The 18,524-nt window shown below is 47.6% G+C and carries 20 protein-coding genes; 15 read left to right on the plus strand and 5 right to left on the minus strand.

Going from position 1 to position 18,524, the window contains the following annotated elements; genetic code table 11:
- Positions 1 to 48: 48 nt before the first annotated feature.
- The 14 genes from N288_RS24625 (at position 49) to N288_RS07330 (ending at position 12,796) form a co-directional block, all read left to right on the plus strand.
- Positions 49 to 180, plus strand: coding sequence for a YjcZ family sporulation protein (locus N288_RS24625; RefSeq protein ID WP_009794135.1), 132 nt, complete (start codon positions 49 to 51; stop codon positions 178 to 180).
- A gap of 150 nt (positions 181 to 330) precedes the next feature.
- Positions 331 to 1,539 carry an acyl-CoA dehydrogenase family protein gene (locus tag N288_RS07270; RefSeq protein ID WP_022543616.1) on the plus strand — a complete coding sequence of 403 codons (1,209 nt, stop codon included), beginning with the start codon at positions 331 to 333 and terminating at the stop codon, positions 1,537 to 1,539.
- Between the two features lie 18 nt (positions 1,540 to 1,557).
- Positions 1,558 to 2,331: an SDR family oxidoreductase gene (locus tag N288_RS07275; protein WP_009794138.1), complete on the plus strand. Its 774-nt coding sequence runs from the start codon at positions 1,558 to 1,560 to the stop codon at positions 2,329 to 2,331.
- A 101-nt stretch (positions 2,332 to 2,432) separates the two neighbouring features.
- Positions 2,433 to 4,049 carry a long-chain-fatty-acid--CoA ligase gene (locus N288_RS07280; protein ID WP_009794139.1) on the plus strand — a complete coding sequence of 539 codons (1,617 nt, stop codon included), beginning with the start codon at positions 2,433 to 2,435 and terminating at the stop codon, positions 4,047 to 4,049.
- 122 nt (positions 4,050 to 4,171) lie between these two features.
- Positions 4,172 to 4,735, plus strand: a complete 564-nt coding sequence (locus N288_RS07285; protein ID WP_009794140.1) for a TetR/AcrR family transcriptional regulator — start codon at positions 4,172 to 4,174, stop codon at positions 4,733 to 4,735.
- Positions 4,736 to 4,806: 71 nt separating this feature from the next.
- A complete protein-coding gene (locus N288_RS07290; protein WP_009794141.1) occupies positions 4,807 to 5,694 on the plus strand; it encodes a 3-hydroxyacyl-CoA dehydrogenase family protein in 888 nt (295 codons plus the stop codon).
- Positions 5,694 to 6,473, plus strand: a complete 780-nt coding sequence (locus N288_RS07295; RefSeq protein ID WP_009794142.1) for an enoyl-CoA hydratase — start codon at positions 5,694 to 5,696, stop codon at positions 6,471 to 6,473. Before N288_RS07290 ends, N288_RS07295 begins: the two co-directional genes overlap by 1 nt.
- A gap of 13 nt (positions 6,474 to 6,486) precedes the next feature.
- Positions 6,487 to 6,903 (plus strand): acyl-CoA thioesterase, encoded by a 417-nt coding sequence (locus N288_RS07300; RefSeq protein ID WP_009794143.1) that lies wholly within the window; start codon positions 6,487 to 6,489, stop codon positions 6,901 to 6,903.
- Positions 6,904 to 6,919: 16 nt separating this feature from the next.
- Positions 6,920 to 7,987 (plus strand): phosphotransferase family protein, encoded by a 1,068-nt coding sequence (locus N288_RS07305; protein ID WP_009794144.1) that lies wholly within the window; start codon positions 6,920 to 6,922, stop codon positions 7,985 to 7,987.
- Between the two features lie 36 nt (positions 7,988 to 8,023).
- Entirely contained in the window at positions 8,024 to 8,767 is a 744-nt protein-coding gene (locus tag N288_RS07310; RefSeq protein ID WP_009794145.1) for a 2-phosphosulfolactate phosphatase, read from the plus strand.
- A 36-nt stretch (positions 8,768 to 8,803) separates the two neighbouring features.
- A complete protein-coding gene (locus tag N288_RS07315) occupies positions 8,804 to 10,570 on the plus strand; it encodes an acyl-CoA dehydrogenase family protein (RefSeq protein WP_009794146.1) in 1,767 nt (588 codons plus the stop codon).
- A 103-nt stretch (positions 10,571 to 10,673) separates the two neighbouring features.
- The gene (locus tag N288_RS07320; protein WP_009794147.1) at positions 10,674 to 11,453 is read left to right on the plus strand and encodes an enoyl-CoA hydratase/isomerase family protein; all 780 of its coding nucleotides are present in this window, start codon (positions 10,674 to 10,676) and stop codon (positions 11,451 to 11,453) included.
- Positions 11,454 to 11,464: 11 nt separating this feature from the next.
- Positions 11,465 to 12,436, plus strand: a complete 972-nt coding sequence (locus N288_RS07325) for a quinone oxidoreductase family protein (RefSeq protein ID WP_009794148.1) — start codon at positions 11,465 to 11,467, stop codon at positions 12,434 to 12,436.
- A gap of 105 nt (positions 12,437 to 12,541) precedes the next feature.
- Entirely contained in the window at positions 12,542 to 12,796 is a 255-nt protein-coding gene (locus N288_RS07330) for a stage VI sporulation protein F (protein WP_009794149.1), read from the plus strand.
- Between the two features lie 55 nt (positions 12,797 to 12,851).
- Here N288_RS07330 and N288_RS07335 read toward each other — a convergent pair whose 3' ends face one another.
- Complete coding sequence (locus N288_RS07335; RefSeq protein ID WP_009794150.1) at positions 12,852 to 15,137, minus strand: UvrD-helicase domain-containing protein; 2,286 nt, start codon at positions 15,135 to 15,137, stop codon at positions 12,852 to 12,854.
- 248 nt (positions 15,138 to 15,385) lie between these two features.
- On the opposite strand from N288_RS07335, the gene N288_RS07340 reads away from it, so the two are divergent.
- Positions 15,386 to 15,667 carry a hypothetical protein gene (locus N288_RS07340; protein ID WP_022543618.1) on the plus strand — a complete coding sequence of 94 codons (282 nt, stop codon included), beginning with the start codon at positions 15,386 to 15,388 and terminating at the stop codon, positions 15,665 to 15,667.
- Positions 15,668 to 15,689: 22 nt separating this feature from the next.
- Here the strand turns inward: N288_RS07340 and N288_RS07345 are convergent, their stop codons facing one another.
- The 4 genes from N288_RS07345 to N288_RS07360 all read right to left on the minus strand — a co-directional run bounded on the left by N288_RS07345 (position 15,690) and on the right by N288_RS07360 (position 18,408).
- On the minus strand, positions 15,690 to 16,364 hold the full coding sequence (locus tag N288_RS07345; RefSeq protein WP_009794152.1) for a DUF421 domain-containing protein: 675 nt from the start codon (positions 16,362 to 16,364) through the stop codon (positions 15,690 to 15,692).
- A gap of 120 nt (positions 16,365 to 16,484) precedes the next feature.
- On the minus strand, positions 16,485 to 16,910 hold the full coding sequence (locus N288_RS07350; RefSeq protein ID WP_009794153.1) for a GNAT family N-acetyltransferase: 426 nt from the start codon (positions 16,908 to 16,910) through the stop codon (positions 16,485 to 16,487).
- Positions 16,911 to 16,913: 3 nt separating this feature from the next.
- Positions 16,914 to 17,432 (minus strand): YjcG family protein, encoded by a 519-nt coding sequence (locus tag N288_RS07355; protein ID WP_022543619.1) that lies wholly within the window; start codon positions 17,430 to 17,432, stop codon positions 16,914 to 16,916.
- Between the two features lie 253 nt (positions 17,433 to 17,685).
- Positions 17,686 to 18,408 (minus strand): alpha/beta hydrolase, encoded by a 723-nt coding sequence (locus tag N288_RS07360; protein WP_009794155.1) that lies wholly within the window; start codon positions 18,406 to 18,408, stop codon positions 17,686 to 17,688.
- Between the last annotated feature and the right edge of the window lie 116 nt (positions 18,409 to 18,524).

An 18,524-nucleotide genomic window follows, 5' to 3' on the forward strand; every position in this document is an offset into this window, starting at 1 on the left:
CAATTCTCATATGTTATAAGTGAGTAAAGACAAAGTGAGGTGACTTTGATGGGCTACGGATATGGCGGATGCGGCTACGGCGGCGGCGGTGGCGGCGGCTATTACGGAGGATCAACTTTCGTACTAATCGTTGTATTGTTCATTTTGTTGATTGTTGTTGGAGCTAGCTTCTATAACTAAAAGTGAAGAAGAAGAGCTGCCTAAGGGCAGTTCTTTTTTTTGTATGTATAAAGACAGAATTTTTAGAACAATAGTTGAATAATTTTCTGAAAAGAGTATACTATTTTACATACCGACCGGTTAGTAAGTTAAGGAAGGAGCTTTTTAAGAATGGATTTTTCTTATTCAGGCAGAGTGAAGGATTTGCAGGATAAGCTTACAGAATTCATGGAAAGGCATGTATATCCTGCTGAATATTTGTATGAAAAGCAGCTTAATGAGCAGGATTCCCGCTGGAGCGGGGTTCCGCAAATTATGGAAGAGCTGAAGGAGAAGGCGAAGGCGGAGGGTCTGTGGAATCTGTTCCTGCCTGACAGTGAATATGGAGCTGGCCTGTCAAATCTGGAATATGCCCCGCTGTGCGAAATCATGGGCAGATCCCTGATTGGTCCGGAGGTTTTTAACTGCAGCGCCCCTGATACAGGGAATATGGAGGTGCTGGTCCGATATGGGAGCGATGAACAAAAAAAACGGTGGCTTGATCCTCTTTTGGCAGGCGAGATCAGGTCTTGCTTTTCCATGACCGAACCCGGGACTGCTTCATCGGATGCAACAAATATTGAGGCAAGCATCGAGCGGGATGGAGATGGATATGTCATAAACGGCAGAAAGTGGTGGTCTTCCGGTGCAGGAGATCCAAGGTGCCGTGTGGCTATTGTGATGGGAAAGACAGATAAAAGGGCAGCACGGCATGAGCAGCAGTCTATGATACTTGTGCCCCTTGATGCACCGGGAGTCTCGATTGAACGCATGCTCCCTGTATTCGGCTATGACCATGCACCGCACGGGCATGCAGAGATTACATACAAAAACGTCAGAGTCCCAAAGGAAAATATCATCTGGGGGGAAGGGAAAGGTTTTGCGATTGCCCAGGGCAGACTCGGCCCGGGAAGGATCCATCATTGCATGAGGCTGATCGGGGCGGCTGAGCGAGCACTTGAAATTATGTGCAGGAGGGTCCAGACAAGGACTGCATTCGGAAAGCCGCTGTCAAGCCAGGGAGTGATAGGCGAATGGATTGCAGACTCCCGGATTGAGATTGAGCAGGCCAGGCTGCTGACGCTTAAAGCTGCTTATATGATGGATACAGTCGGTAACAAAGAAGCAAAAGCAGAAATTGCCATGATAAAAGTCACTGCTCCCTCTATGGCACTCCGGGTTTTGGACAGAAGCATCCAGGCTATGGGAGGAGCGGGCGTTTCCGATGATTACCCGCTGGCTGCACAGTGGGCAAATGCCAGGACACTGAGGCTGGCTGACGGTCCTGATGAAGTGCACAGGGCACAGATCGCAAAATTGGAATTGCGGAAGCATCAATAACTAAATGGAGGTTTTTATATGAATGTGATGGGACTTTTTGATCTTAAAGGGAAAACGGCGATTGTCACAGGCGGGGGAAGAGGCCTTGGGGCCCAGATTGCTGAAGGGCTGGCAGAAGCAGGCGCCAATATCGTCATCTGTTCGCGTAAGCTTGAGGCCTGCAGGGAAACCGCTGCCCATCTCGAAAGCCTTGGTGTTAGAACCCTGGCGCTGCAGTGTGATATCTCCAATCCGGACGAGGTTCAGCAGATAGTGGACAGAACAGTGGAGGAGTTTGGCACGATTGATATCCTTGTCAATAATTCTGGTGCAACCTGGGGGGCGCCTGCTGCAGAAATGCCTCTGGAAGCATGGAAGAAAGTGATCGATGTTAATGTAACCGGGACCTTCCTGATGAGCCAGGCGGCAGGGAGGGTGATGATAGAGCAGAAGAGCGGCAAAATCATCAATATTGCTTCAGTTGCAGGCCTGGGAGGGACAGACCCGCGTGTCATGGATACGCTGGGCTATAACACGAGCAAAGGTGCAGTCATTACCATGACAAAAGATTTGGCAGTTAAATGGGGAAAATACAATATTAATGTAAACAGCATTGCCCCTGGTTTTTTTCCTACAAAAATGTCACAGGCCATTATTGAACATGGAAAAGATCCTATCCTTGATGCAACACCCCTCAAGCGCTTCGGTACTGACCAGGATCTGAAGGGGGCAGCACTTTTCCTTGCATCGGAAGCATCAAGCTTTGTAACAGGTAATGTCCTGGTGGTAGATGGAGGCACTCACGCCATGTAGCAGATAGACGTGTCTGCTGACTGTGAAAAACATTGTAAGCCTTTTCATTACTCTTTGGTATTTCGCTATTAAACTACGCTTTTAATACAGGAGGTATTAAGATGAGCACAAAGAACTGGCTTGTCCATTATCCCGATTCAGCTTCAAGAGAAGTGGAGGTTCCTGACATAACCCTCCCGACAATGCTTGATGATACGGCAGAACAATATCCGGAGCATATCGCATTATCTTTTTACGGAAAGAAGATCACCTACCGGGAACTTCGGCAGCATGTCAGACTGTTCGCGGCTTCCCTGCAGGCGGGCGGTTTTGAGAAAGGAGGAAGGGTCGCCGTCATGCTCCCGAACTGTCCGCAATATGTCATCTCCTATTACGGCATCCTTGCCGCCGGCGGGATCGTCACCCAAGTGAACCCGATGAGTGTGGAAAGGGAAATCGAATATATTTTAAATGATTCGGGTGCAGAAAGAATGATTGCCCTTGATGCATTTTATCCGAAGGTCAGCAGTGTACGCAGCAATACGCCACTTAAAGAAATCATAGCAGTAAGCCTCCAGCCGTCCGCCGTGGATTTTGGCGAAGACAGCACCTTTGAGAGCTTCCTGCAGCGGGGCAATGGAAACTTTGCACCGGTTATGATGGAGCCGGAGCATGATACAGCCGTACTTCAGTATACAGGGGGGACGACTGGCCGTTCCAAAGGAGCCATGCTGACCCACAGAAATATTATCGCCAATGTGGTGCAGTCTTACGAGTTTTTCAAGCAGACTATTGATATCGGTGAAGAACGCTATCTGACTGTCATCCCGCTGTTCCACGTGTTTGGCATGACCTCCTGCATGAATCTTTCGATTTATACTGCTTCAGAATCCATCATGCTGCCAAGGTTCGAACTCGATGAGGTGCTGGAAACGATAAAAAATGAGCAGCCGACAGTCTTCCCGGGTGTTCCGACGATGTACGGAGCTATTACAAATCACCCCAGGGCAGAGGAATACGGCATCGACAGCATTGAGGTCTGCAACAGCGGCAGCGCCCCGATGCCTGTCGAGGTGCTGAAGGAGTTTGAAAGAAAGACGGGTGCTGTCATCCTGGAGGGCTACGGGCTTTCTGAAGCCTCTCCTACCACACACTGCAACCCGGTATTTGCAGCCCGCAAAGCGGGGAGTGTAGGGATCGGTTTTCCTTCAACTGACTATAAAATAGTGGATTTGGCATCAGGAAGCCAGGAAGTCCCTGCCGGTGAGCTTGGAGAAGTGATCATAAAGGGGCCGCAGGTGATGAAGGGCTATTGGAATATGCCTGAGGAGACGGCACTTGCGCTGCGGGACGGCTGGCTTTATACAGGGGACATTGCAAGGGTTGATGAAGAAGGATACCTATACATCGTCGACAGGAAAAAAGATATGATCATCGCGAGCGGCTATAACATCTATCCGCGCGATATAGAAGAAGTGCTCTATGAGCACCCTGCCGTCCAGGAGGCGGTGGTGATCGGCGTTCCTGACGCGTACAGGGGAGAAAATGTGAAAGCAGTCATCGTCCTAAAATCGGGCAAACTGGCGGACGAAAAGGAAATCATGGAATTTTGCCGCGCCAATATGGCTGCGTATAAGGTGCCGGGCATCATTGAATTCAGGGATGCACTCCCGAAAACAAGTGTTGGAAAAATACTCCGCAGAGCATTGCGGGAGGAAGCGGGAACAGGCCGGCGTTAAGACAGGTTGTTTACATGGCACTCCTATGCTGAAAAAAGGCTTTCCGATGGGCATTCTTAGAAAGAGACATCCAATTCATGGTATAATTCCTGGCGATATTCAAAGATTGAGAGGACATCATTATGAAGGAAAAAATAACAGAACAAAGCATCCGCTTATTTGACAAAAAAGGGTTCAGCGAGACATCAATCCAGGATATAGTCGATTCAATCGGAGTGACCAAAGGAACCTTCTATTATTATTTTTCAAGCAAGGAAGAACTGCTGATGGATATACACCTCCGTTATATAGATGATCTTCTGTCACAGCAGGAAAAAATCCTCAAAAACAGCAATGCCGATTGTAAAGGTAAATTGTATGATGTTGTCGCCATGCTGATCGGAAGCATCGAAAATCAGGGGGCAAGCGCCAAAGTGTTTTTCAGGGAAATCAGGAATCTGAGTGAAGAGAGGCTGGGCCAGATTATCCCGAAGAGGGACCGGTTCAGGACCAATATTGAAGCGCTGATATCAGAAGGCATCAGGAACGGGGAGTTCAGGGAGGATCTTAATGCCTCAATCATTACATTCGGCATTCTGGGTGCCGCTAACTGGAGCTACCAGTGGTTCAGCCCGAACGGAAGCGTCCCGGATTATGAAGTGGCGCGCATATTCACGGATATGGTTTTGAACGGAATCACCAATTAAATCAGGAAAGGAAACTGACTCTTTCCTGCTAGCTGGAGGGGTATACCTGATAGTGATATTAAAAGGGGGAAATGCTGATGGCTTTGACAGTGAAAAATATTACCGTGGTTGGTGCAGGACAGATGGGCCACCAAATCGCCATGCTCTGTGCATTGGGAGGATTTGAAACCACCCTGCATGACATGCAGGAAAAAGCATTGGATCAGGCTCAGGAAAAGCTCCGCGGAATTATGGATAAATGGGCAGCCAAAGGGAAACTGCCATCAGAACAGATAGAGGCTGCATTCAGCAGGCTCCGCTGCACATCTGATTTTGGGGAAGCTGTAAAGTCTGCCGATTTTATCATTGAGGCGGTCGTTGAAAAGCTCGAGGTCAAGAGAGAAGTATTTTCAATGCTTGAGGAAATGGCGCCGCCGCATGCCATATTTGCGACGAACAGCTCAACCATTGTCAACAGCCTGCTGGCCAATGCGGCAGACAGGCCGGAAAAGACAGTCAATATGCATTTCTTCTTTCCGCCGCTGGTTATGGATTGCGTAGAGGTTGTCATGAGCAGCCGGACTTCTGAAGAAACGGCTGAGACAGCGATGGAAGTCTGCAACGCCATCAACCGTACTGCTGTCCTCCTGAAAAAAGAGATTTCCGGGTTTGTCGCCAACCGTATTCTTGGGGCCCTGCAGCGTGAAGCGGTCCAATTATATGAACAGGGCATTGCAGACTACAAGGATATTGACATCATCTGCAGAAAGGCGCTTAACCATCCGATCGGCCCCTTTGAGCTGATGGACTTGTCAGGAATTGATGTCGGCTATTATGTGATGGAGCAGCGGTATGCAGAAACGGGTGATCCGCTGGATAAGCCTGCTGCCTGTATTGAAGAAAAAGTAAAGGAAGGCCACCTGGGCAGAAAGACAGGAAAAGGCTGGTATGAGTATGGGAAAGAGGGAGCGGTGCGCTGATGGGAAATTATGTGCATATTCATCTTGAAAACAAAACTGCTGTACTGACAATCATGAATCCGCCGCTTAATGTGCTGAGCAAAAAGGTATTTCAGGAGCTGGGCGAAGCCTTTGAATCTCTTAGAACCAATGACGGGGTGGTGGCTGTCCTTCTCACTGGATCTGGAGACAAAGCATTTGTTGCAGGTGCTGACATTAAAGAATTTCCGGAGATGATGAGCAATCCCCGCATGATTGATGAGGTAATGTCTACGCATGAAGTGCTGAACAGCATAGATCAATTCCCGAAGCCTGTCATCGCTGTCCTGAATGGCCTTACGTTCGGCGGAGGATGCGAGCTAGCCCTTGCATGTGATATCAGGATCGCGGAGGAGCATGCTCAAATCGGCCTTCCGGAAATAAAGCTGGGCCTTTTTCCCGGCGGCGGAGGAACCCAGAGGCTGCCCCGGCTGATTGGTGAAGCAAAGGCCAAAGAACTGATGTATACTGGTGAGCCTGTTTCAGCGGAAGAGGCTGCAAGGATCGGCCTTGTCAATAAGGTCGCAGCTTCGGGGGAGGGCATGCAAAGTGCAAGAGAGCTTGCAGCCAAGATAGCCGGCCATTCACTGCAGGCGCTTTCCAGAATCAAGCAGGCAGTGGATGGAGGTCTCGACAGGACTTTAGAAGAAGGCGTAAAGCTTGAAGCCCGCCTGTTTGAAGAGGTGTTCCGCACGGAGGATATAAAAGAAGGAGTCAAGGCTTTCATCGAAAAAAGAAAAGCGGAGTTCAAGCACCGCTAAGGGAGGATGCCCCATGCAGGAAACGCAGGTCAAAGTCCGTTTTTGTGAAACTGATGCCCTTGGCCATGTGAATAACACAAGTTACTTCGTTTACTTGGAGGAAGCCAGGATAGAGTTCTTCGAATCGCTTGGCTACAGCATGGATACCAGGAAGTGGAGCTTCATCCTTGCTTCCACTAAATGCGATTTTCTGAATCAGGGCTATTTCAATCAAAAACTGGCCATCACAACTTATGTTTCTAAAATAGGGAATAAGAGCTTTCAGCTGGAGCATGAAATCCTTTGTGCGAAAACAAAAGAGCCTATAGCCAAAGGAAATGCTGTCATCGTATATTTTGACTTTGAAGCACAGCAGAGCAGCTCCTTGCCGGAGGACCTGAGGGAAGGGCTCAAAGGATATTTACACGAGAAGAATAATTTGAAAATTTAAAAAGGAGGCGCTGTACATGCCTGCCGGCAAAGACACAATAATGGTAAGAAAAGGAGAAGAGCTGGATTTGGACAGCCTTGTCAGATTCCTGGAGAGCAATGTGGACTTATTCCCGGGCGGGCCTCTTGAAGTCCTTCAATTTTCAGCCGGCCATTCCAATTTAACCTACCAGCTGAGGTCGGGGGATTGGGAAGCAGTCCTGAGACGTCCGCCCCTTGGCCCTGTGGCTGCCAAAGCCCATGATATGGAACGTGAATTCATCATACTGAAGGAATTGAACAGCATGTTCTCTCCAGCACCCAAGCCACTCATCTATACGGGGGACGACAGCATCATCGGAAGTCCATTCTTCCTGATGGAAAGAAAGAATGGGATTGTATTGGATACAGAGTTTCCCGGGCATATCACCCCTTCCGTGGAGCTTTGCCAGCATCTGTCACAAACCATGGTCGAAAAGCTGTCCGAGCTGCATTCTCTTCCTTACCGGGATACAGGCCTTGAAAAAATCAGCCGTCCTGAAGGGTTCATGGAGAGACAGGTCCACGGATGGATCAGCCGTTTCGAGAAAGCGAAGACCGAGGAAATTAAAGAGGCAGCGGCGCTCATCAAATGGCTGTCGGCAAACATCCCTTCCGAGAGCGGCCATAGCATCATCCATTATGACTATAAGCTGAACAACAGCATGTTTGATCATAAACTGGAAGCTATGACAGGACTGTTCGACTGGGAAATGTCTACGGTTGGGGACCCGCTTGCGGACCTGGGGGCTGCCATGAGCTATTGGATTCAGGAGGACGACCCAGATCTGCTGAAATATGGCCTGGGCAAACCGCCAGTAACTGCCTTGAAGGGCTTTTATTCCAGGAAGGAATTTATGGAAGCGTATGCAAAGCGAAGCGGAAGGGATATAAGCGGCATGAACTTCTACCTGACCTTCGCTTACTTTAAGCTTGCTGTCATCTGCCAGCAAATCTATTACCGCTATAAAAAAGGGCAGACAGCCGATAAGCGATTTTCCCAGTTTGACAGGTTTGTCAGAAGCCTTATCCAGCACAGCTCAAGTATTGCCTATGAAAAGGCATAACAGAAATGCAAGTCAGTATTTTACCGGGAGGCATCTATGGGCAAGATTCATCTGCTGCTGAAAAAAGAAGAAATCAATGAACAGAAACTGCGGGAAGGCAGCAAAATAGCTGTTGTGCTGGATATCCTGCTTGCAACCACAAGCATCACTTCGGCATTAAAGGACGGAGCAGCCCATGTCATCCCGGCAGAAAGCTGTGAAATAGCGAAAGTCCGATTTGACGAGGATGATTCCGGCGGGATGCTTCTTGCCGGGGAATCTGACGCACAACCTGTCGCAGGCTTTGTTTATCCAAGTCCGAAGGTTCTTAGGCGGCAGGTGAGCGGAAAGACGCTGATCCTTGCAACTACCAACGGGACAGTTGCCCTTGCAAAGGCAGATGCAGCAAAAAAGGTATATGCTTCGTCTCTATTAAATAACTTTGCAGTGGCGGAAGCGATCAGTGAAGAAGATGGGGATCCCACCATTGTCATCATCTGTGCAGGAAATTCAGGGGAATTCAGCCTTGAGGATTTCTATGGAGCAGGACATTTGATTGACTGCCTCCAAAAAACAGGCAGGAAGTCTTATGAGCTGACGGATGCAGCTCTGGCGGCATTGCTCTTCTTTCAGACAAAGCGGGACAATGCCGAGGAAGTCTTGGGAAATTCATATGTCGGCGGCCTTCTGGCCCGCCATGGCCTCAGTGATGAACTTACCTTTGCAGCCGGCTTAGACAGTATTCATATTGTCCCAGTTTATAAGAATGGACTCATCTCGGCAGCAAAGGCGTGCAAATAGGAAGGCATTTTTTAAAAAAAAGGAGGAGTGAGCAGCATGGCAAAAACAAAGAGCATGGGCTCCGGGTTTCTGTTATCGGAGATAGATGAAGGCCAATTGTTTACACCAGAAGATTTTACTGAAGAACACAAAATGATCGGCACTTCAGCAAGGCAGTTCATTGAGCAGGAAGTGGCCCCTTTAAAGGAAGAAATCGAGAGCCAGGATTTCGGGCTGGTGAAGGAGCTGCTGAAGAAAGCCGGGGATCTCGGACTGCTGGCACACAGCATTCCTGAACAGTACGGCGGGCTTGGATTGGATAAGATCACTAAAGGTATTGTAGGTGAAAATATCGGAGCCTCAAGCGGCTATGGTGTGGCCCATTCCAACCATACGTGCATTGCCACCCTGCCGATCACCTATTTTGGAACCGAAGAGCAAAAAAATAAATATCTGCCTAAGATGGCGTCCGGAGAATATATCGGCGCCTATTGCCTGACAGAGCCGAATGCAGGATCTGACGCCCTTTCCTCCCAGACTGTGGCGCGCCTCAATGAAGCGGGGACGCATTATATTCTGAACGGGACGAAGCTTTATATCACTAATGCGGCTTTTTCAGATACCTTCATCGTTTATGCAAAGGTTGATGGAAAGGATTTTACTGCCTTTATCTTAGAAAAGGATTTTCCGGGCCTGGTTCTGGGGCCTGAAGAAAACAAAATGGGCATCAAAGGTTCATCAACCAGGTCTGTCATCTTGGAAGATTGCGAGGTGCCTGCTGAAAATATGCTCGGGGAGCAGGGGAAAGGCCATGTAATCGCCCTGAACGTCCTTAATTTGGGCCGCTTCAATCTAGGGTCGGCCTGCATGGGAGCTGCCAAATACAGTCTGAAGAAAGCAGCACAATATACACAGGAGCGGAGGCAGTTTGGACGAAAGATCGCTGACTTCCATGCGACAAAAGAAAAAGTGGGAAAAATGGCAGCGAGGATCTATGCCTCTGAATCTATGCAATACAGGACAGCAGGACTGCTTGAAGAGGCGCTGGGCGATGTATGGGACAGCCCTGATTCCCGCCTTGCAGGGAAGAGGATGAGCGAGTATGCCTCAGAATGTGCTGTCTGTAAGGTATTTGGATCGGAAACCCTTGATTATGCAGCAGACGAAACATTGCAGCTTTATGGGGGCGCCGGATTCATAAAAGAATATGGCATCGAACAAATATACAGGGACTCCAGAATTAACCGGATCTTTGAAGGCACAAATGAAATCAACCGGCTGCTCATTCCGGCAGGCTTGTTTAAGAAAGCTGCAAAGGGAGAAGTGGATTTCAGGGAGCTGACCGAAGAAGCGGCATCCGCCATCCTGCAGCCTGCATCTCTTAATGGAGTCCTGGCTATGGAGCGGGAGGCAGTCTCCCTGATGAGACATGCGTTTCTGCTTGCAGCAGGCCTGGCCCTGCAGGTTCACGGCCAGCAGATTTCGGAGGAACAGGAAACGCTGATGAAGCTTTCTGATATGGCGATATCCTTATATGCGGCCGAGTCGGCAGTCTACAGGACATATAAAAGCATCAATAAAGCCGGGGAAGAAGCATCCTTACAAAAAATTGACCTGGCCAGATCTTATCTGGAAGAGGCATTGTGGGAATGTGAGAAAGCCTTCAGGACCCTTTCTTCGGAACTGGCATTACGGGAAGATGTAAAAAAACTGGCCTCCGCTGTTGAAAAAGGATTCAGAAGAATAGAGCTGAATGGGGGAGGCTTCAGCCGGAACCGGAGAATTGCTGAAAGAATTTATCAAGCAACCCGCTATGTATGCTAGAAGCAGCAGAAAACTTGAGGAGTTTTGCAATGGGGACCGGCTGTGCATGCCGATTGAGGTTTTCTCATGTCCAAACCTTATATAACCGATTGGGGGAGAGAATATGGATAATCAGCACCTGCTTTCTGAAAAAAAAGCCAGTGTTCTGCTATTAACGCTGAACAGACCGGACAGCCTGAATGCTTTCAGCAGTGAAATGATTACCGGCCTGACTAAAGCATTCCGCCAGGCTGATCAGGATGAGGATATTAAAGCAATTGTCTTATCCGGCGCAGGCAGATCTTTCTCTGCAGGCGGAGACGTAAAAACAATGGGGCAGGCAGGTCCGGCAGAAATCTATGAACATATCGGGAAACTCAATGAGTGCATTTTAAGCATAAAAGCCGCCAGCAAGCCTGTCATTGCTGCTGTTCATGGATTCGCAGCAGGAGCTGGCTTCAATCTCGCACTCGCATGTGATTTGATCATTGCTGCAGATGACAGCCGCTTTGCGATGAGTTTTTCACAAGTGGGGCTTATTTCAGATGGAGGGGGATCATTTTTCCTGCCGCGGCTGATCGGGCCTCATCTTGCAAAGGAGTTTTTCTTTACGGCTGAAGCGATACCTGCGGACAGGCTGCTGCAGATGGGGATTGTCAGCAGAATTGTACCTGGCACGGAGCTGAGAGAAGAAGCGTTGGCTGTGGCAGAAAAGCTGGCATCAGGACCTGTCAAAGCATATGGGATGATGAAGAAGCTGATTGATGGCGCCCATGCCTCTACACTTGAGGGGGTATTGGAACAAGAACGCCTTATCCAGACGATGATGGCCGGAACAGAAGATCATTTAGAGGGAATTGCAGCATTCAAAGAAAAACGGAAGCCGCAATTCCAGGGAAAGTGAGGGGAACTTATATGAAGGCAATTCAGTTAAAGGAATATGGAGGACCTGATGTCCTGAAGCTTGTTGAAATGGACGTTCCAGAGCCAAGAGGACATGAGGTGCTGATTCAAATCCGCTCGATTGGCGTTAACTATGCCGATACAGCAAGGAGAGAGGGCCAGTATGTAGTAAAAACCCCCCTCCCCTTCATTCCTGGTGCGGAAGTGGCTGGAGTGGTTAAGGCAGTTGGAGAAAAGGCGGATATAGTGCCGGGCACCAGGGTAGTGGCACTGATAGAATCCGGCGGATATTCGGAATTTGCCATTGCCGACAGCAGGGGGCTCATTCCCATTCCGGAAGGACTTGACTTCCATGAGGCAGCGGCACTGCCCCTCCAGGGACTGAGCGCCTATCACATTTTAAAGACAATGGGGAGGCTTCAAAAAGGAGAAAATGTTCTTGTCCATGCAGCTGCTGGAGGTGTGGGAACACTGGCAGTCCAGCTTGCCAGGATATTTGGCGCTGGAAAGATTATCGCGACAGCCAGCTCAGAGCAAAAACTCAGACTGGCCGGGGATATGGGGGCTGACGTTCTGGTGGACTATACAGAAAGCGGATGGGAGGAGAAAGTAAGGGAAGCAACAGAGGGCAAGGGGGCCGATCTGGCACTTGAAATGGCCGGGGGAGAGGTTTTCGCTAAAACCATGAAGTGTCTCGCACCGTTTGGAAGGGTTGTCGTCTATGGCGTGGCAAGCGGAGAGCAATACAGAATGTACCCATCCTCACTGATGGCACGGAACCAGTCTGTGATTGGATTCTTCCTCCCGCAAATCATGAAAATGCCGGAGCTTCTTCATACAAGCATGAAGGAACTGCTCGGCTACCTGGCAGAAGGTAAATTGAAGCTGACGGTCGGCGGAATTTATCCCCTGGAGGAAGCTCCATTTGTTCATGAACAGATGCAGGGGAGGAAAACGAGCGGCAAACTGATTTTAACGCCTTAAAACCTGCTGAAGGCAAATTTTTAGGCTTTTCTTTTTATTCATTTCACCTTTTCAGCCCTCCTTCATACTATATAAAGTAGTTTAAGAAGGAGGCTTGAATTCAGCATGGATAATGGATTCTTTAAAAATATCGAGAAGAAAACAGGCGTTAATATGAAAGATATTCTGGAGCTGGCGAATTCTTTGCAGAATGCAAATTTCAAGGATGAAAAAACTGTCCGCAGCGTAATCCGCAGGGTATCCCAAATTGCCAACAAGCCGGTTCCAAAAGCAACAGAAGATAAAATTGTACAATCCATCGTCGCGGACGGCAAACAGCTGGATTTCAATACAATCAGCCAGATGATCAATAAAAAATAATCTGCAGAAAAGGACTTGGAGCGAGCCAAGTCCTTCTTTGCCTTCTTATGCCATTTTAGCTCCTTACCGGTGCAAGAAACCTGGAAGTCCTCGCCTTTTTGCCCCGCCTTTTCTGCGGGACAGATATGAACAGCTCCTCCTGTGCCCGTGTAACCGCTACATATAATAGCCTTCTTTCCTCTTCCATCGGGTCAGGGTCCCCATTCCTGTAAGCTTCAAGGGCGAAGTCATGGGGGATGCTCCCGTCAACAGCCCCGATAATATAAACAGTCTTATATTCAAGGCCTTTTGAGCGGTGAATCGTACTGAGTGTTATGCTATTGTCCCTTATATTGCCGGGCTTTTTCATTTCTTTATTCATGGCGCGCATATGCTCGGCATGCTCAAGAAATTCTGCTAGGCTCTCAAAATTGTTGGCAGCAACCTTTAAATCGCGAATATCATCTGAGCCTTTTTCCATACTGGAGCCTTCCAGCCCGCGTTTTTTAAGAAAGTCATTGAATCCGAGTTCTTTTTCTATCATATCAATGGCAGCTGCAGGACTCTTCGACTTGATGGAACGAATCGATGGGACAGCCCTTGCCAGCTTTTTCTCCTGAAAAGCAAATCCTGTTTTCACATCAGCAAGGCACTCGAGAAGAGTCCTGTCGGTCAGTATGCTTTCTGCTTTCAAGTCCTGCAGTACAGATTGCTTCAGGAAGAGCGCAGGGAGGATATTTTTGATGGATTCCTGGCTATCCTCATCAAGAGCCAATTTTAAGAAAGCCAGGAGGGTCCTCACTAAATAACGATCGTAAAATGATTCAGCATCCTGGTCAATCCTGAATGGCAGGCTGGAATTGGCCAGCCTTTCAAAAATGGCCCTCATCCCTGCGTGGGTCCTGAATAATAACGCAAATTCCCCTGGACTTCCGCCCTGGGAAATCTTCTCCTGGATATCGGTCACGATCATCGTCGCTTCTTCTTCCTCATCAAGCGGGAAAAAGAGGAGAGGCTTCCTTGCTTTTGAATACTGGGCTTTCATCTTTTTGTCGCGCCGCTGCTTGTTTTTGACAATGATGCTGTTGGCCGCAGACACGATTTCATGTGCGGAACGGTAGTTCTGATCAAGCACAACGATGCTGGCAGCCGGGAAATCTTTATCAAATTCGAGCAGATACCGAGGGTCGCTTCCCCGGAACGCATAAATAGACTGATCATCATCTCCGACTGCACAAACATTATTACTTTTTGCGGAAAGCATCTTAATCAGCTCATACTGGACTTTATTGATATCCTGGAATTCATCAATAAGGAAATAGTGAAAGCGGTTTTGATAAGACTCCAGAATATGGGGATGCTCCTGGAAAAGACGGTAACAGCCAAGAAGCATATCATCAAAATCGAAGAGCCTGTGAATCTCTTTATATTCTTCATAGAGCCTGTATAATTCTGTAACCGTTTTGTCCCAATCAGTTGCAGGTTTTGTGTCCTGTGGAAGAATAAGAGAGTTCTTCCAGAAACCGATTTTCTGCAGAGCCAGATCGAAAGCAAAGTCCTTTTCATCGATTTTCAGCTCTTTTGCAGCCCCTTTTAAAATCTGCTCCCGCTGCCATTCTTTTTTTAGCAGCTTTTGAGAGTTCCATCCTTCTCTGTCATGAAAGGAGAGGATGCGGTAAAAAATACTGTGGAAGGTGCCGGCAAGGAGCTGCTGTGCCTGGGCAGACTTTATGCCTGGATAGTCAATCAGCCTTCTTTTCATTTCAGCAGCAGCTTTAGCTGTGAAAGTAACCAGCATGATGGATTTTGGGTCTATTCTCAGCTCTTGGAGCATATAAGCAGTACGGGTGGTTAAAACCCTCGTCTTTCCGCTGCCTGCCCCGGCCAGAACAAGCAGGGGTCCGTCGATATGAGATACAGCAGCAGATTGTGCAGCATCCAGTTGGAATCCATTGTCTGCGAGATCCTTCAGGTATCCGCTGGCAGCTTTGTTTTTAAGAGGCATAGACTGGAAAGGGGCACCTGTTTTTACAAATGAAGCTTCCTGGAACACAGGAGGAGGCATTGTCTCAGCAGTGATCGTCCTCGATTTAGGCAGCCTGAACCCGCCGGCGGAGATTTCCGCTTCAACCGGCTCTTTTTTCACCTCGTTCAATGTCTCCTCTGCATCCTGGCATTCAGCATTGGAGTGAAGATGGTAGAAGTGGGGGGAAGCCTGTATCCCCAAGTACATCCTCACCCGCTCTCCGCAGGCAGGACAGAAAAGATTGCCCTTCTTTCCTTCATCATAGATTTTTTGGAATTCTTCGCGGCTGTAGTTATCTATATTAATAGTCTGTTGCCGGTAAACAGCAGTTTTCATGAAAAGTCATCCCCGTTTTTCTAGTTCATCTATTATGTATTGAATACCCATAAACCTGGGTTTCCACCTGGAAAAAATAAATATTTTATACCCGTAAACATGCCGAAGCCGGCGAAGTCTATCATAACAAAACAAGTGATTTAAAAAAAGGAGTTTCCTCAGTTTATCACGCGGGCCAAGGGGTATAGGAAGGAAAATATACATTTTCGGCAAAGTCTGGAAAAGACCTTGAAATGGAGGAATGGACAATGGGGTATATCGTGCCTTTCAATCATTATCAATACAATCAGTATGCTGTGAGGGACTTGGATAAAAAGCAGGATCCGTTCCGGCTTTATCCAGTTTCAAGGGTGAACAGAGTGGAAAATGACACACAATGGTTCCAGCCGGAGCAGCTGTTTCAATTTTCGCGTCCTGCTGAGACCCGATACTCGGAGGAAAAGCCGGCGAGGAAGGTAAATGAACGGACTGTTGAAAGAGTGTACGGGGACATGACAGGTAAAGGGACACTATTCAGCGAATCAATTTAAGGGACGTAAAGAAAGGGAGAGCCTAGAAGGTCTGCACATGCAGGGGCTCTCCCTTTTTCCATTCAGCGTAAAGCACATCTTTGACCGTTTTAGCTCCCCATCCCTTCAGTTCGGTTTGAAGCCTGCTTTCATCCCAATGGATCATATGCAGATTATCGGTGACAATTTCACCGTCAAGCACCAGGGTGACTGGAAGTTCTTCCGGCTGCAGCTGGATTTTGAAATCCTTGGCTGCAGGGGAGCTGTATTCCGGTTTCTTAAGCACGCTTACTGTCCCATCTGTTTCAAGTATCGCATACTCGCATTCGCGTATTGAAAAAATATCCTTGGACCTCAATAGATGCTGCAGCTGATTGATGTCAAGGTGATTCTTCTTTAAAGAGTCGTATACAATCTTCCCCTTTTTAATGACGATCGATGGTTCTCCCTCTAAAAAACGGCGCATTCTTTTATATCTCTGTGTCAAATACTCAGTGAAATAAATCAATACTCCCCATAAGAAGACGGCAAACAGGATTTGCCCCAGGCCGATCTCCTTATCAAATAATGCATTTCCCACCAGTTCTCCCAAAACAAGGGCTGAAACAAAGTCAAAGGTTGTGATTTGGGTGATCTGTGTTTTGCCCAGGAACTTAGTGATTAAAAAAAGGGCGGCAAAACCCACAACCAGCTCTGCGAAAATATGCAGATATTCCATGGCTATAACTCCTTTTCGTCCTTATTATTTTCATAGTATGTACGGACATGGAGGAAATTATTGACTGGGAAGAGTATTTTTCAATAGGAAAGGCGCCCTGAAATAAGGGCGCCCGGGTTTTTATAAGTACTTTTTCATTGTGCGGTGAGGGATGCCAGCATCCATAAATTCCTCAGAGACCACTTCATAGCCCAGTTTGCTGTAAAAAGGGATGGCCTGTGTCTGGGCATTCAGCTTAACAGCAGGAAGTTCCTGCTCTCTGGCAAGCTCTTCGATTTTATCCATGACAGCCTTGCCAGCCCCAATTTTGCGGGAATCTTTGAGGACGCAGATCCTTTCAGCCTTCCCGACCCCATCTACGACTCTGTACCTTCCGGCTGCTGCCGGGAGGTGGCTGTCATCGTAGAGAATGATATGGACGGCTTCCTTTTCGAACTCATCATACTCTTCTTCTTCTGGGACCTGCTGTTCGTCTATAAAGACGATTCGCCTGATATTATATACATCTTCAATCTCTTGCTGTTCAACTGCTTTTTTTACGATCACGATTTAAAATTCCTTTCCAAAACGAAATGTTTCATATACTGTCCAAGAACCGTTTTCCAGCTGATAGAGCAGATGGAAGCGGTCGATTGTTTCCTCATAGTTGACACGCTCCATGCGGAGTGAGCCGAAGACATCGGAATGCTCGTCATCCGAGAGCTTTTGCCCGACTGTAATATGGGGAACAAATGCATATTCCTGATTTTCGCCCCCGGGAAATATTTGATTGATTTCCGTGTGGAGTGCATCCAGGTAATCATCTGGTTCAACCTTAAGGTAAATCACGTTGTTGACCGGTTGAAAAGAGCTGAACTTATTGACCTTCATATTAAAAGGCCTAGCATTCTCAGCTGCTTTATGAAGCTTTTCGGAAAGCGATTCAGCCTGCTCATCAGTTGCCTCAAAAGCACCTTTCAGTGTCAAGTGCGGCGGAATGAGAGCATAATGCGGATCATAGCGCTTCCGATAGGAATTGGCCAGATCTTGAAGTTTCTTTGCAGGAAATATAACTATTCCATATTTCATCCTGAATACCTCCATTGATAAAAATGATAAGCACATATATAAGATTTGTTTATCTATTATAACAAATTTTCCGACTTCAATGATATAACAGGTGCTTTTTTAAGGCCGATTGTTTTTGAAAATCAATAAAATGTCTTAGGATTGAAGGCTGAGGACGCCTTTTTTGCTAATGCGTCTTGTGCTTGAGGGCGTTGCCGCAGGACGCGGCGTACTTAGTCCGCGTTCCTCGATAGAACAGTCGCCTCCGCTTTTCTTAAAGCATGTGCTTCAAAGCTCTTTTAAAGTCCGGCTGCCAGTATTTCCAGGTATGATTGCCTTCGAATTCGTCGTAGAAATATTGAAAACCTCTCTCAGATAATATGGATGAGAGACTTCTATTTGGTGTAAGGAAGTCTTCTATTTCTCCTTTAGTCGTTTTTACTTCTGTCTCTTGCGTGCCGACTACATGATAGATATTCAGCAGGCCGGGGGTTGGAAAGCTCCGGGCAGCTTTAAGGATGCTTTCGTCCACATAAGGAGATTGAAGGATTGTTTTCCCGAATGTATGCGGATATTCCAGCGAAGCCAGGAGCGAGACTGAAGCGCCAAGTGAGTCTCCGGCCAAAATGCGGCCCTGCCCCATTTGATAAGTAGGGAATTCTGCATCAAGGTAAGGCACGAGCTCATGTGCCAGGAATCGTATGTACGCCCTGTGTTTATCTCCCTCCGGATGATATTTGCTTCTGCGGTCATGCACATTTTTATAAGGGATGCCCACAATGATAACGTTTTCTATTTCTCTTTTGTGAAGGAGCTCGTCCGCTGCCCGTCCTGCCCGTCCCATTTGGAAATAATCCTTTCCATCCTGGGCAATGAGAAGGGAATATTTATAAAGAGGAGAATAAGAGGGAGGAAGATAGATAAGTATATCCAGCTCTTCTCCCAGCTCCCTGCTCTGAAAAGAGATTTCTTTTATCGTTCCTTTTTGAATTTCCATTCCAGACCTCCATTAACAGCTTTGTAAGCCTTTTAAAAGGAATTCTAACATAAGAATTTAAGAATTGCCCAATCTGTGCACCTTATTGGTTCAGCCTATTGCAGTAATATGTTATT

Source organism: Bacillus infantis NRRL B-14911 (genome assembly GCF_000473245.1).
GTDB lineage: Bacteria > Bacillota > Bacilli > Bacillales > Cytobacillaceae > Bacillus_AB > Bacillus_AB infantis.

Coding starts and splice junctions, on each gene's coding strand:
- N288_RS24625 (WP_009794135.1), top strand. CDS start 49: ATGGGCTACGGATATGGCGGATGCGGCTACGGCGGCGGCGGTGGCGGC.
- N288_RS07270 (WP_022543616.1), top strand. CDS start 331: ATGGATTTTTCTTATTCAGGCAGAGTGAAGGATTTGCAGGATAAGCTT.
- N288_RS07275 (WP_009794138.1), top strand. CDS start 1,558: ATGAATGTGATGGGACTTTTTGATCTTAAAGGGAAAACGGCGATTGTC.
- N288_RS07280 (WP_009794139.1), top strand. CDS start 2,433: ATGAGCACAAAGAACTGGCTTGTCCATTATCCCGATTCAGCTTCAAGA.
- N288_RS07285 (WP_009794140.1), top strand. CDS start 4,172: ATGAAGGAAAAAATAACAGAACAAAGCATCCGCTTATTTGACAAAAAA.
- N288_RS07290 (WP_009794141.1), top strand. CDS start 4,807: ATGCTGATGGCTTTGACAGTGAAAAATATTACCGTGGTTGGTGCAGGA.
- N288_RS07295 (WP_009794142.1), top strand. CDS start 5,694: ATGGGAAATTATGTGCATATTCATCTTGAAAACAAAACTGCTGTACTG.
- N288_RS07300 (WP_009794143.1), top strand. CDS start 6,487: ATGCAGGAAACGCAGGTCAAAGTCCGTTTTTGTGAAACTGATGCCCTT.
- N288_RS07305 (WP_009794144.1), top strand. CDS start 6,920: ATGCCTGCCGGCAAAGACACAATAATGGTAAGAAAAGGAGAAGAGCTG.
- N288_RS07310 (WP_009794145.1), top strand. CDS start 8,024: ATGGGCAAGATTCATCTGCTGCTGAAAAAAGAAGAAATCAATGAACAG.
- N288_RS07315 (WP_009794146.1), top strand. CDS start 8,804: ATGGCAAAAACAAAGAGCATGGGCTCCGGGTTTCTGTTATCGGAGATA.
- N288_RS07320 (WP_009794147.1), top strand. CDS start 10,674: ATGGATAATCAGCACCTGCTTTCTGAAAAAAAAGCCAGTGTTCTGCTA.
- N288_RS07325 (WP_009794148.1), top strand. CDS start 11,465: ATGAAGGCAATTCAGTTAAAGGAATATGGAGGACCTGATGTCCTGAAG.
- N288_RS07330 (WP_009794149.1), top strand. CDS start 12,542: ATGGATAATGGATTCTTTAAAAATATCGAGAAGAAAACAGGCGTTAAT.
- N288_RS07335 (WP_009794150.1), bottom strand. CDS start 15,137: ATGAAAACTGCTGTTTACCGGCAACAGACTATTAATATAGATAACTAC.
- N288_RS07340 (WP_022543618.1), top strand. CDS start 15,386: ATGGGGTATATCGTGCCTTTCAATCATTATCAATACAATCAGTATGCT.
- N288_RS07345 (WP_009794152.1), bottom strand. CDS start 16,364: ATGGAATATCTGCATATTTTCGCAGAGCTGGTTGTGGGTTTTGCCGCC.
- N288_RS07355 (WP_022543619.1), bottom strand. CDS start 17,432: ATGAAATATGGAATAGTTATATTTCCTGCAAAGAAACTTCAAGATCTG.
- N288_RS07360 (WP_009794155.1), bottom strand. CDS start 18,408: ATGGAAATTCAAAAAGGAACGATAAAAGAAATCTCTTTTCAGAGCAGG.